The organism is Proteus terrae subsp. cibarius (genome assembly GCF_011045835.1).
Lineage (GTDB): Bacteria > Pseudomonadota > Gammaproteobacteria > Enterobacterales > Enterobacteriaceae > Proteus > Proteus cibarius.
In genome coordinates this window covers 1,676,365-1,690,029 of the sequence record NZ_CP047349.1, presented here as the reverse complement: position 1 = coordinate 1,690,029, position 13,665 = coordinate 1,676,365, and the positions used below count along the sequence as shown (strand labels likewise).

The following is a 13,665-nucleotide window of genomic DNA, read 5'->3' as shown; positions in this document are numbered from 1 at the left end:
ATTTACAACCATCTACTACGCTTTAACCACCAAGTAACAATCACAATCAAAACAAAGAGAGATAAACAAAAGATAGTAAAACCATAAGGAAACTCATTTCCGGGTATTCCACCTAAATTGACACCAAATAGCCCTGTTAGAAATGTTGTTGGTAAAAATAACATCGCCATTAGCGACATCGTATAAGTACGTCTATTCATCGCATCAGCCATCATTGATGTTATTTCGTCAGCAATCACCGCGGTACGAGAAATACTACTATCCAAATCCTCTAAACGTCGAGAAAGCCTTTCTGAAATTTCTAACATCGTAACTCTATCGCTATCACTCATCCACGGTAATTTCTCAATAGAGAGTCTTGAGAATACATCTCGCTGAGGCGCCATATAGCGACGTAAAACTATCAACTGCTTTCTTAATAATGCGAGTTCACCTCTCGCGGGTATTTGTTGGTCGAGGATCATATCTTCCAATTCAATTAATTGGTCATGTAGAGTCTCAACAAATTCGCCTATTTCATCAGTCACAGCATCAGCCATCGTAATTAGCCAATCACCACTATTTTCAGGACCATTACCTAGTTCTAAAGTATGAATAACAGAATCTACAGAATTAACTCTGCGGTGACGGCTTGAAACGATTGTTTGACTGTTAATATAAATTCTAAAAGCAACAAGCTCATCAGGTCGATCATTAGGATTATTATTAATTGTTTGCAGATTGATAACGATACCTTCACCAATGCGTTGTGCTTTTGGTCTGACGTTCTCTGCAAGCAATATATCTTTAGCAATAGGTGGAAGTAGCTCTGTCTCTTGTATCCATTGAGCACTTTGTGGTTTACGATAATCTAAGTGCACCCAGTATGGGTTTTCATTTGTTGCTACAGTCTCCGCTGTGATTTCTGTTGCGCCTCCATGCCCATTAAGTTGTGCTGTGTAAATAGCATCTGAATCTTGTATAACAGAGTCATTAATTGTTTTCACTTAGCTTCCTCCATAACTTTTGCTTTTTAAAGGTAATACTTGAACTCAATGCTCAACTGTCAAATATGATTGATCTACCTTCATTTTATAACGCTATGTTTTGAGCTGTTATTCTATACTTTTTTCTAGTTATCTGTATATCAACGCTATTTTTGTTTAATTCATCTAAAACTTCTATTAATCTTCATCACTTTAGGATTATTACACTAAATTAAATACTGATAGTTACGATAGGATATTAATACTTAGAGTAACAACAGGTAACTTATTTATAGGGAAAAAATTACCTGCTGTAATTTATAATAATTATCTGTCTGGTGTATACTAAATATTCTTTAATGCACTTATTGCACCCTAAAAATCAGGTCATCAATATGAAAAAATTTATCGCTATTCCTTTATTTTTGCTTTTAGCTGGATGCAATGATTCAACTTCAACTAAAAGTGCAAATACAACCCCAACTACGGGAACAACAAAAACGCTTCTAGTAGATTCACAACTGTATGATTGTGTTGGTGTGGCACCAATGAAGTGTATGAAGGTGAAAGAGTTACCTTCTGGCGAATGGTCGCTGTTCTATCAAAATATTGATGGTTTTGAATATAAAGTAGGTACTGAATACACATTAAAAGTTAATGTTACAGATATTCCTAACCCTCCAGCAGATGCACCAAGTGTGAAATATACACTAATTGAAGTTGTAGATAAGAAATAAAACGCTGCACTAAAATCTAGCTCACAATAGGTATTAAAACTTATTGTGAGTATTTTCACCTATTACACTCAATTTCCGCTACCTTCCATTTAAATAATAATGCCTCATTATATCACCACTTAAAATTATTAATAATTAGCTAGTTATAATAATTTTATTCTTATTGAGTTTAAAAATAAGCACACAAACTTTTTTTAAGAGTAATTTCAATCAATTAATATTGAAATCAACATTTATTTTACTAAAAATAGCGTTCTACACATCAACATAGAAACCCTACAATGAATAAATCAGCCCTTATTTTAATTAGCTTTGCTTTATCTTATTCTTCTACATTACATGCCTATGATAAAACACATACCCTCTCTGCGGGTTATATTTACGGCAAAATAAAAGGTAACACAGCAAAAGGAGAGATAATCAGTTATCGATATGAAACAGAAAACACTTGGGGAATATTAATTTCTCTACTGCGTTTAAATACAAATCATAAAGAATATTTTATTGATCCTCGCTTTACTACACCATCAACAATAAAATACCGAACCAAAACCACAGGCCTATTAATCGGCCCAACTTATAGAATAACACCTGAAATTTCTGTTTATGCTCAATTGGGTCCTAATAAATTAAAATATCAGGAAGACAAACATCACCCTAAAATAAATACAACAGATTCTCATATTGTAAATACAACAAGTGTAATTGGTCAAATTGGCATCGATTATAATCCTGTTAAGAATATCTCGTTTAGCTTGGGCTATCTTTACTCTGATACCACAGCAAATAAGCGACATCTTGAATTAAGTGTTTTACAATTATCTCTAGGATTCCGTTTTTAGACGACTTTCTAATAAATATTGATAACCCGTAATTTTATTTAATAATAAAGAAAAATGAATAGATAGCTCTACTTTTAAGTGGCTCAAACACCATGATAAATACATTAGATTTTATTACAAGTAAGTATTTATATCTATAAATAAAGCAAGGCATAATATTTAACATCAAGCACATTGCACAATTAGTCAAAACAATGCCATAAAAATGTATTAACATAACTCTTGCAATGTTTATTCCTTTTGAGTCTCCTTCTGTTTTTATAACAGAGGGATTTTTTTGTTATAAATATTTTATTAATCACTGTAACAGTTAGATACAATAAAAAGCGTGCAAAGAAAGCCTTAAAAATATAATTTATATCCAGACAATAAATCACCCTGCTTTACTTTGCTACGCCCCTTTTTTAAAGGGGTTCTTTTTTTATTGATACTCTCTACTATTTTCTCATACTTCTTTATTTTTCTTATTATTGATACATGCTAACGTGTAAATCACAACACCTTTACATTCTATTTGTACATAAAATAAAAAAATGCCCCAAAATAGATATTAACTTTGAGGCATAATTTAAACTTTTAATTTAGTTTCTATGTTAGTGCTTCAGAATATAAAGCGTATGGCTATATGCAACATCTTCTGGATTCTTAATTGGGTAGCCTTTTAACCACGGCTTTATTAATCGCCCATTTGTATATTGATAAATAGGTGCTATTGGTGCATCTTCAGCAATTATTTGTTCAGCACGATTATACAAACTATTTCGCTCATTTGTATCAATAGCCATACTAGATAAGGTTAACACTTCATCATATTGCTTATTCTGATATTTAGAGATATTACCGGTGTGTTTAGAACCTAATAGGCTTAAAAAAGTAGAAGGCTCATTATAGTCACCAATCCATGATGCCCTTATAACATCAAAATCTCCTGAATTTCGGCTATCAATATATGTTTTCCATTCCTGATTACGTAATTCGACTTTCACTCCTAATTTTTTCTTCCACATAGAAGCAACTGCAATAGCAATTTTCTGATGATTCTCTGAATTATTGTATAGCAATGAGAGAGTTAATGGATTATGAGGGCCATATCCAGCTGCCGCTAACAAGATCTTAGCCTGACTGTCTAATTCATCTTGATTGTATTTATCATAAATTGTAGGTTCTGGGGTAAAGCCCGCCGTTACATCAGGTGTGAAACGGTTTGCTGATTTCTCCCCTGTTCCTAATACTTTATCAGTGATAATTTTTCTATCTATCGCCATCGCTAACGCTTTACGTACACGAATATCTTTTGTTGGCCCTGATTGAGTATTAAAAGCATAATAATAAGTTCCTAACTGGTCAGGAATATAAACCTCATTAGGAATATCTTTCATTAATTTATGATATAAATTTTTCGGGAACGACTCTGTAATATCAATATCACCAGCTAAATAACGTTTAGTCGCATGTGATTCATGATTAATAGGTACAAAAGTGACTTTAGTTAATACTGTATTTTTATGATCCCAATAATAAGGATTTGGCGTTAATACAATCTTCTCATTAACGACTCTGTCTTTTAAAACAAAAGCCCCATTTCCGACTAAATTGCCAACTTTGACCCACTCAGCGCCATGTTTTTCAATACTATGATGAGGTACAGGATATAACGAAAAATTAGTCGTCAAATTTGGAAAATAAGAAACTGGTCGTTCTAACGTAACTTTTAGTGTTTTTTCATCAATCGCTTCTACACCTAATGATGTTGGTTTTAATTCTCCATCAATAATTTTTTGTGCATTTTCAATCGATGCGAGTGAGGCATACCATGCAAAAGGTGAAAGATTTTTAGGGTCGACCAACCTTTGCCAACTATAGACAAAATCTGTGGCTGTTACTTTTTCACCATTAGACCATTTTGCATTATCACGTAAAGTGAAGATCCACACGCGATTATCTTCTGTGCGCCAACTCTGAGCAACTCCCGGAATGGGACGTCCATACTCATCTTCTATCGTCAACCCTTCAAACAAATCACGTTGCACTTGAGCTTCTGTTAACCCTACTGCATTAATAGGATCGAGTGATGCAGGCTCATCTTTTAAATGTCGAACCACTTCTTGCTTTTTATCGAGTATCGTTCCTGCAGGGACTACTGCCGCATTTACCTGTGATGTGAGCAATCCTTGAACGACAAGTGCACATGAGATGACGAATATTTTGCGCATGTCTGTTTCGTCCTGTAATCTGTATGAGAATGAACTGCATAATTATAAGAGCCTGATAAAAAGGCACAATCACTGATTACAAATATTTTATAAATTTTTATGTTTTTAGTGATGACTATGCCAATAGTGGCAAATTTTAATAATGGTTAAGCATTAACGAGAATTATCGTTAATAATGAGTATTAATAACAGTTAGTCTGACAACTAATAAAGGAGAACAACAATGGCACATCAAGTTACTTTACAAGGAAATGCAGTGGCACTAGCGGGTAATTTCCCAGCAGTAGGCCAAAAAGCTGCAGATTTCTCTCTTGTTGGTAAAGATCTTAATGATGTTTCTTTAGCGAATTTTACAGGTAAACGTAAAGTTCTAAATATTTTCCCAAGTGTAGATACCGGTGTTTGTGCTGCAAGTGTTCGCCAATTTAATAAAGTTGCAAATGAATTAAATAATACCGTTGTTTTATGTATTTCAGCTGATTTACCTTTTGCTCAAGCACGTTTTTGTGGCGCAGAAGGCTTAGACAACGTTGTGACATTATCTACAATGCGTGGTGCTGAATTCAAAGAAAATTACGGTGTTGCAATTGCATCAGGCCCATTAGCAGGCTTAACAAGCCGTGCTGTAATTGTTTTAGATGAAAATAACACCGTTATCTACACCCAGTTAGTTGATGAAATCACAACTGAACCAAATTATGATGATGCATTAAACGCATTAAAATAATACTGATAGAAAAATAGACGGGCATTATGCTCGTCTATTTTTATTATGCACAAAATCCTACAGCCAAATTAACCTTCAGACTTTTCGTTCTTTTTATTTGTTAGATTATATTCTCTCAGTTTATTGGCAATCGCTGTATGAGAAATACCTAAACGTTTTGCTAATTTCCGAGTACTTGGATAATCACGATATAAGCGCGTTAAAATTGAAGCCTCAAAGCGTTTTGTCATTTCATCTAATGAGCCTTCTAATAAATCCTCATCAAATAGAGCTTCATCTGTATGTTCAGGTAAAGTAATATCCTGAATTCGTAGAGTGTTTCCTACTAATTGCGCCATTGCTTGATAAACAGTATTTCTTAATTGGCGAACATTACCAGGCCAACCGTATTGCGTTAAATAAACTGATAACTCTGGTGATATTGCAGGTTTAGTTGCTTGCTGCTCAATGCAATATTGGTTAATAAAATGCATCGCTAACGGCATAATATCGGCTTTTCTTTCTCGCAACGGAGGTAGAGTTAAAGTTAATACATTCAGGCGATAATAAAGATCTTCTCTAAACAACCCTTTTTGTACCAATTCCCACAAATTTTTCTGCGTTGCACAAATAATGCGAACATTGACATTAACCTCGCGTTCCTCACCTACACGACGAAATGTCCCATCATTTAAAAAACGTAGAAGCTTAATTTGCATTTGAGGCGACATTTCACCAATCTCATCAAGTAAAACGGTTCCTCTGTCGGCCTGCTCGAAGAAACCTTTTTTTCCTTCAACAGCATTAGGGTAAGCTCCTGCAGCATAACCAAATAACTCACTTTCTACGACATCATCAGGCATTGAAGCACAATTGAGCCCCAAAAAAGGATTTCTAGCACGGGAACTAAGGAAATGACAGGCTTTAGCAAATAAATCTTTTCCTGTACCGGTATCTCCCACCAATAATAGTGGCGCATCCATTCTTGCCATTTTTTTGGCTCGTTCAACAAGTTGTTTCATTTGAGAACTAACAGCAATAATTTTCTCAAACTCATGATTATCACTGACAATTAATTTTGAATGATCATGAACAACATCTCGATATTTCAATAAAATAAGCGCACCAACACAATGATTAGATTGGTTATCATCTGCAAGTTTTATAGGTACTATTTCCATATCAAAATTTTGTTTTTTTAAATTGATAGGAATAATTTCAGCAGAAGGATCTTTTTGTTCTAACCAACGATGAATATTAAAACTAGGGATCAGTTGATTGAATGATTTCTCGCTATTATCGTTAGCATCCAATTCAAACAGTTGACGAGTTGCCGGATTTTGTAATTTTATTTGGCCTTTAATATTAATAGAAAAAACCGGAACTGGCACAGATTCTAGCAGTGTCCACATGGCTCGATGCTCTTGTTCTGATGGCATAAATGCAACCGTCCGAACATCGATAACACCATTTATTCGCCGTATTTCCGCCATTAGCGGTTGGAATATATCAAAATCAATCTGTGAAAAATTCAGGTAGATAAGGCCTATTGGAAATATTTCAATTCCACGTAAATCAATATTTTTTAATACTAGTAGATCTAATAATTCACGGGTTAACCCGATGCGATCTTCACAAGTGATCTCTAAACGCATTATAAACCTTCTTAATACTGAGTGACCCTGAACTGATTTTAGATATTATACATAAATATCAACCAAATAAAGAGCCTTGTCAGCAAAAGTTGACACCACTAGCATTTATTTTTACACAACTAAATTAATTTCCTGATTTTTAACCAAGATTATTTATGCTTTAAAAAGGCCAAATAAAGAAAATGAATAGGTTTTTATTATTTTTTTCAGTTCAAAATCGATAAGATATTCGACATCCTTGACTAAAGGGCTTAATTCTCGACGGATCACTTTTTTGATAGTTTTACATCCATTATCAAAACAGAAAAGGAGATATTCTAATGCATTTATTGCCTTTTCTTTCTTATCTGGCTCAGTTAGATATTCAAAAAATTGGGACATCTCTTTTATTTGAAATGACTTAGATTTCTTTTGATGTTGCCTCTTTTTTATCTCACAGATCGTTTCACTAAGGATAGGGATTAAAATACTAAGTTGATTATCAATATTTGAGACATTAAATGCCGAACTCAAATAGAGTTGACGCCTTTGTTTAGAAAGTTTTTTTATTACTGACATTTGTATTTCTTTCATATTTTAACCTAATTAGAAGGATTATTTATTAACCACTTTTCTATTTTTTATAAATAAAAAACTTCTCTATTTATTAAATAGCAAGTCGCTTACAAATTAGACATTTAAAAATATATTGAAAAAATAGCTTTGTGGTGCGTTTTTGAGATGGTATTTAACGCTATTTATCATACTAAACTCAATACTATTTTCTTTCAAAAAAGGAATATTATAAATAAAATTACAAACATTTCACTACAAGAGCACACATTAACATTTAAATACAATTAGTTATAAATTATCCTTTATCCATAAGAACTTACTCTTTTTAAAATTTTTTATCACAATAATTTCTTATTGAAACAATACCTTCATTATCAATAAAATAATAAAAACACTTTATATTATTTAATGCCTTATTTTAAAATAATATCTTATTACTTCCTTCATTAGGGTTATTTTATATAAACAATACTTTTACCAATTTTTATACAAAAAAACCGCAGAAGGCTTCTACGGTTTTTATTTAAAATTGCTAAAAGGTAAGAATAATAATTTATTCCTTTTTCTTGCCACCAATTGTAGTTTTTAATTTTCCTATTAGCTCTTTTCTAAAATCGCCTAACTTAGGTTTATTATCATCAATCCACGGTAAAGGACGGCATAGTTCCATTGCTTTTATTCCTAAGCGTGCTGTTAGTAAACCGGCACCAATACCTTGAGCAGCTCTTGTTGATAATCGAGCTGCAAGATCTTGTGAAAGCCAGTCCATCCCGACTTCTCTAACCAGTTCTGTCGCACCCGCAAATGCAATATTAACCAGAACAAGACGAAAGAGTTTTAAACGACTATAGTAGCCTAATTCGATACCGTAAATCTCCGCTATGCGATTAATTAAACGAATATTACGCCAACCAATAAAGGCCATATCAACCATCGCCAGCGGACTAACCGCGATCATTAAGGTTGATTCAGCAGCAGAACGGCTAATTTCGGCTCTTGCTTGTTTATCTAAAATCGGTTGAACAAGTTGGCTATAAAGTTCTAATACCTCTTTATCATTATGTGTGTCATGTAATGCACTTTGCCAACGAATTAATGCTGGATGTTGAGAACTTATACCCGCTTGTTTAGCAAGTTTTTCACAAAATGGTCGACCATTTCCCATTGCATGGCTATAAAGTAATTCTTTTGCTTTATCTCTTTCATCTGCACGTTGGCGTAAACGATAAATACGACGCCACTCAGTTATAACTGATCCTATGCCAGCAACAACAATTAACCCCCCAGCACTAGCTGCACCTAATGCAATCCAATCAGAATTTATCCATGAGTCATAAATCCACTGTCCAGTTTGAGCAATAACACTAATCCCTAAAATAGTACTCGCAATCGTTAATAGCCGTTTCCAGACACTTTTTTTCGGTTTTAAAATTGATTGAACATCACCTTCTAATTGCCCTTCATTCTCTTCATCTAATTGTGGATCAATAGGTAAAAATTGCTCATTTTCATTAAAGCCAACACCTTTTTTCAAGATGACTTCTTCTTGAAGTATGGGCTCTTTAAAATCAATTCGCGATTTTAATGGCTCATTCATTTTAATTTATCCCCTAACAAGAATTCCATTGCACTATCCATACGAATATGAGGAACCGCACTATCTCGTGATATTTGCTGTGGTCTAAAAGATTCGAAACTAAAACCTTGTTTTTCCCAAAATGCTTTTTCTGGTAATCGCTTAGGAACCTCACCAGGGAAATACACCAAAGGTTTGTTATCGCTTAAACGAAAACCTTTTAATGCTGGAATTTTTTCACCGTGATGATCAACGATCCCACTTTCAGTCGCTGCAATAGAAGCGAGCCCCATGCAATCAATGCTGATCCCTTCAAAAATAGCATTTTGTTTAGCATCTTGAATAAGCTGTTGGAGCAATGACACTAAGTTTTCATGTTGATCAACAGTGATATGGTCAGCTTTTGTGGCTGCAAATAAAAGTTTATCGATACAAGGTGAAAATAAGCGTCTAAGTAAGGTTCTTTTTCCATAATGAAAACTGCGCATTAATTGTGTTAATGCTTGGCGCATATCATTAAAAACATCCGCTCCTTGATTTAAAGGTTGTAGGCAATCAACCAAAACAATTTGTCTATCAAATCCTTGGAAATGATCACGATAAAAGCCTTTTACCACATGCTGTCCGTAATATTCATAACGCTGTTTAAGCATGCCAATATTAGTACGTTTATCTGCGTTCTTTAATTTAGCAATATCATATTGTTGTAAATCAGCCCAAGGGAAAAACTGCAAAACAGGTGCTCCCGCTAATTCGCCTGGTAAAACAAAACGTCCTGGTTGAATAAAATGAAGCCCTTCTTTTTTACATGCTAATAAATAATCAGTGTAAGCAGAGGCAATATCAGCTAATAACGTTTCATCAGCTGGTGCAAAAGGATCACACTTTTTAAGAAGTAATTGCCAATTTTGTTCTGGTGATGTTCTTTGGCTATTGACCTTATTTATTTGCTCTGACCATTCAAAATAGTCTTGTTCGAGCATAGGTAAATCCAATAACCATTCGCCGGGATAATCAACAATTTCTAAATAAAGTGAAGATGTCTCTTTTATAAAACGTGTTAAAGATTCATTAGAACGATAACGAAGCTGTAAACGAATTTCACTAACCCCTTTAGTAGGAACAGGCCAACTTGGAGGCGTATGATAAAGCGATTCCATGCCTTCATCATAAGTAAAACGGGGAATATTTAAATTATGTTGAGGAATACGCTTTACACCTAGTAGCTGCTTATTTCGTGCTGCCGAAAATAGCGGTAAACGCGCCCCAGTGTGCACATTAATAAGTTGATTAACTAACGAGGTAATAAATGCTGTTTTACCACTTCGACTTAACCCAGTTACGGCCAAACGAAGATGTCTATCAACACCGCGATTAATAAAAGCTGTAAGTTCATTTTGTAGGCGTTTCATGTTTCTCCCAAGACACTTGACGCGATAGCTTATTAAAGCCTGCCTTAATAACAGGTTCAGCTATCAATAGAACCAGCCAACGTAGCGGTTTGCTACTTACTCGTTTTAATATACCGCCTGTAATTGCTGCTGGCCCAAATAAAGTGAATAACATTAACCCAAATGTTAACCCTTTTTTAGCTAGTTGGGTGAGTTTATTTGTTTTTAAAGAAACGAATACTTGATTAGAATTCACAATACTCTCCTCAATCAAAAATTTTACTCTCTCATAATACAAGCGTTGAAAAGACAAACGAATTGAAAGAAAGACGCTCCTAAAATGGAGCGTCTTATCAGATTAAATGGCAAAAATATTACAAATCTCGAAAACGTTTATTTAGCTGATAAGTAGAAGAGGTAATATAACGTTCCATTTGTTGTAAACGTTTTTCACCTTGCATCAATTGATTATCAACTCCGCTTAAAATTTCTTTTAAGTTCTCTTGCTGATCTTCACCTTGCTTGTAATTATCAGGAGCTGGCTCCATAAAGAAACTTAAGACAAGATAAGCAATAATAGTTAAACCGAAAAAGCCAGCAAACAGCGCAATCACCGCAATAACCCTGACAAGCAAAACAGGAATATTAAAATAATGGGCTAGGCCTGCACATACGCCACGGATCACGCCCTCTTGTGGCAAGCGATACAATTGTTTGCTCTGCATCGTCATTATGATTGCCTCCAGTTAGGATGTTCTGCATCAAGTATTTGTTCTAATGTCTTAATGCGCTCCTGCATTTGCTGAGCTTTATCCACCAGCGCGCTCAGTCGCTGCATTTCTTGTTGGGTTAGCTGAACATTACCTCCACCTTTCTGGCTGTTGTAATGCAACCACAGCCAGATAGGAAGAATAAACAAAATAAAAATGGTCAGTGGTATTCCCAGAAATATATAGCCCATTACATATCCTTTATAAGATGGTTATTACGCTTGCTGTTACTCTTTGTTGGTATTGATTTTAGCTTTTAATGCCGCTAATTGCGCGCTAATTTCATCATCAGCTTTTAATTCAGCAAACTGTTGGTCTAATGATTTCTCTTTACCTAACCCGTAACTTTGAGCTTCACCTTCCATATGATCAATGCGACGTTCAAACTGCTCAAAGCGCGCCATTGCTGCATCCATTTTGCCACTGTCTAATTGACGACGAACTTGGCGAGATGAGTTTGCTGCTTGATGACGCACAACTAAAGACTGCTGTTTTGCACGTGTTTCAGTCAGTTTGTTTTCTAATTCGCTAATTTCGCCTTTTAAACGAGTTAACGTTTCATCAATAATAATTAGCTCGTGTTTTAATGTGTCATTAACTGACGCTACACGTTGTTTTTCGATTAATGCTGCACGAGCTAAATCTTCTTTTTCCTTAATAAGAGCCAGCTCTGCTTTATCCTGCCAATCTTTCATCTGTTTTTCAGCTTGTTCGATACGGCGCTCTAATCCTTTCTTTTCAGCTAAAGTACGTGCAGAAGTTGTACGAATTTCAACTAACATATCTTCCATTTCTTGGATCATTAAGCGGATCATTTTCTCAGGATCTTCCGCTTTATCTAATAAAGAAGCGATGTTGGCATTAATAATGTCAGCAAAACGTGAAAATATACCCATGATGTCATCCTTAATAGCTATGCTAATTAGTAACGTTGAATTATTTCAATAATGGCGCACTGTCGTAACGCCTGCATACTTTTATTAATACAATTTGCGTGCCAACTTTTGAAATTCACTTAAGTTATTAATAATTGGTGATTTATATTACTCGCCTATTTTTCGAACACCTGATAAACTGGCAAAAAACACCTCAATATGGTGAATTTAACCAATGAATGAAAATTTAGAGACAATAATCGGCGTTGATAGTCAATTTATTGATGTATTAGAACAAACTTCAGCACTTGCTCAATTAAAAAAGCCTGTATTAATTATTGGTGAAAGAGGTACAGGTAAAGAGTTGATCGCTCATCGATTACACTATCTTGCTCCTTGGTGGCAAGGGCCTTTTATTTCAATCAACTGCTCTGCACTTAATGATAATTTACTTGATTCTGAACTGTTTGGTCATGAAGCTGGTGCTTTTACGGGCGCTAAAAATCGTCATCAAGGCCGTTTTGAGCGTGCTGATGGCGGTTCTCTTTTTCTTGATGAACTGGCGACAGCGCCTATGCTTGTACAAGAAAAGCTCTTACGCGTCATTGAGTATGGTCATTTAGAGCGTGTTGGAGGCAGTCAATCTCTACATGTTGATGTTAGGCTTATTTGCGCGACAAATGCAGATTTACCCGCAATGGCAGAAGAAGGTAAATTTCGAGCCGATTTACTCGATAGATTGGCGTTTGATGTGATTAGGCTCCCCCCATTAAGAGAGCGACGTGCAGATATTATGTTGCTTGCTGAAAATTTCGCTATCTCAATGTGCCAAGAGTTAGGTTTACCCTTCTTTCCTGGTTTTAGTGATAATGCCTGCCAAGTACTTTTAGATTATTCGTGGCCAGGTAATATTCGTGAGCTAAAAAATGTTGTTGAACGTTCAGTTTATCGTCATGGAACCAGTGATAATGTACTCAATAATATTATTATTGATCCCTTTGCTGGACTTCAAACACCAAAAACACCCATATTAAAAAACTCACCTAAAGAAAATTTTTCAATACCTACATTACCGTTGAATTTACGCCAATGGCAAAATGATGTAGAAAAAAAATTAGTAAATGAAGCATTAAAAGAGTGTTTATATAACCAGAAAGAGGCGGCTGAAAAATTATCACTAAGCTACGATCAATTTAGAGGGCTAATTAAAAAACATCAAATAGTAACTTAATATATTGATAAATATAGTTTTTTAAATCACTAGAGAATCTAGTAAACAATAGACAAAAAAAAAGCCAGCACCCGAGCTGGCTAGTAAAAAATACTGGAAGCAATGTGAGCAATGTCGTGCCCTTGACGGAAAACCTCTTACCGACAAAG

14 protein-coding genes are annotated in these 13,665 nt (G+C 34.8%); 4 read left to right on the top strand and 10 right to left on the bottom strand.

The window, feature by feature from the left end:
* Positions 1 to 2 precede the first annotated feature (2 nt).
* Complete coding sequence (gene zntB, locus GTH25_RS07925; protein WP_075672146.1) at positions 3 to 986, bottom strand: zinc transporter ZntB; 984 nt, start codon at positions 984 to 986, stop codon at positions 3 to 5.
* A gap of 374 nt (positions 987 to 1,360) precedes the next feature.
* On the opposite strand from zntB, the gene GTH25_RS07920 reads away from it, so the two are divergent.
* Positions 1,361 to 1,702, top strand: coding sequence for a DUF4377 domain-containing protein (locus GTH25_RS07920; RefSeq protein WP_099659685.1), 342 nt, complete (start codon positions 1,361 to 1,363; stop codon positions 1,700 to 1,702).
* Positions 1,703 to 1,983: 281 nt separating this feature from the next.
* Positions 1,984 to 2,544 carry an Ail/Lom family outer membrane beta-barrel protein gene (locus tag GTH25_RS07915; protein WP_075672150.1) on the top strand — a complete coding sequence of 187 codons (561 nt, stop codon included), beginning with the start codon at positions 1,984 to 1,986 and terminating at the stop codon, positions 2,542 to 2,544.
* Positions 2,545 to 3,137: 593 nt separating this feature from the next.
* Here GTH25_RS07915 and GTH25_RS07910 read toward each other — a convergent pair.
* Positions 3,138 to 4,757, bottom strand: a complete 1,620-nt coding sequence (locus GTH25_RS07910) for a peptide ABC transporter substrate-binding protein (protein ID WP_075672153.1) — start codon at positions 4,755 to 4,757, stop codon at positions 3,138 to 3,140.
* Between the two features lie 223 nt (positions 4,758 to 4,980).
* On the opposite strand from GTH25_RS07910, the gene tpx reads away from it, so the two are divergent.
* The gene (tpx, locus tag GTH25_RS07905; RefSeq protein WP_075672155.1) at positions 4,981 to 5,484 is read left to right on the top strand and encodes a thiol peroxidase; all 504 of its coding nucleotides are present in this window, start codon (positions 4,981 to 4,983) and stop codon (positions 5,482 to 5,484) included.
* Between the two features lie 68 nt (positions 5,485 to 5,552).
* Here tpx and tyrR read toward each other — a convergent pair whose 3' ends face one another.
* The 8 genes from tyrR to pspA form a co-directional block, all read right to left on the bottom strand.
* Positions 5,553 to 7,118, bottom strand: coding sequence for a transcriptional regulator TyrR (gene tyrR, locus GTH25_RS07900; protein WP_075672157.1), 1,566 nt, complete (start codon positions 7,116 to 7,118; stop codon positions 5,553 to 5,555).
* A 153-nt stretch (positions 7,119 to 7,271) separates the two neighbouring features.
* Positions 7,272 to 7,691, bottom strand: a complete 420-nt coding sequence (locus GTH25_RS07895; RefSeq protein ID WP_083629079.1) for a hypothetical protein — start codon at positions 7,689 to 7,691, stop codon at positions 7,272 to 7,274.
* Positions 7,692 to 8,226: 535 nt separating this feature from the next.
* Positions 8,227 to 9,270 (bottom strand): YcjF family protein, encoded by a 1,044-nt coding sequence (locus GTH25_RS07890; protein WP_075672159.1) that lies wholly within the window; start codon positions 9,268 to 9,270, stop codon positions 8,227 to 8,229.
* The gene (locus tag GTH25_RS07885) at positions 9,267 to 10,661 is read right to left on the bottom strand and encodes a YcjX family GTP-binding protein (protein WP_075672161.1); all 1,395 of its coding nucleotides are present in this window, start codon (positions 10,659 to 10,661) and stop codon (positions 9,267 to 9,269) included. Before GTH25_RS07885 ends, GTH25_RS07890 begins: the two co-directional genes overlap by 4 nt.
* On the bottom strand, positions 10,642 to 10,896 hold the full coding sequence (locus GTH25_RS07880) for a phage shock protein PspD (RefSeq protein ID WP_223672449.1): 255 nt from the start codon (positions 10,894 to 10,896) through the stop codon (positions 10,642 to 10,644). The genes GTH25_RS07885 and GTH25_RS07880 overlap by 20 nt, the downstream gene beginning before the upstream one ends.
* A 118-nt stretch (positions 10,897 to 11,014) precedes the next feature.
* Positions 11,015 to 11,371, bottom strand: coding sequence for an envelope stress response membrane protein PspC (pspC, locus tag GTH25_RS07875; protein ID WP_164530471.1), 357 nt, complete (start codon positions 11,369 to 11,371; stop codon positions 11,015 to 11,017).
* On the bottom strand, positions 11,371 to 11,601 hold the full coding sequence (gene pspB / locus GTH25_RS07870; protein ID WP_069369279.1) for an envelope stress response membrane protein PspB: 231 nt from the start codon (positions 11,599 to 11,601) through the stop codon (positions 11,371 to 11,373). Before pspB ends, pspC begins: the two co-directional genes overlap by 1 nt.
* Positions 11,602 to 11,637: 36 nt before the next feature.
* Entirely contained in the window at positions 11,638 to 12,306 is a 669-nt protein-coding gene (gene pspA / locus GTH25_RS07865; protein ID WP_075672165.1) for a phage shock protein PspA, read from the bottom strand.
* Between the two features lie 214 nt (positions 12,307 to 12,520).
* Between pspA and pspF the strand changes: the two genes are divergently transcribed.
* On the top strand, positions 12,521 to 13,516 hold the full coding sequence (gene pspF / locus GTH25_RS07860; RefSeq protein ID WP_099659682.1) for a phage shock protein operon transcriptional activator: 996 nt from the start codon (positions 12,521 to 12,523) through the stop codon (positions 13,514 to 13,516).
* Positions 13,517 to 13,665 lie beyond the last annotated feature (149 nt).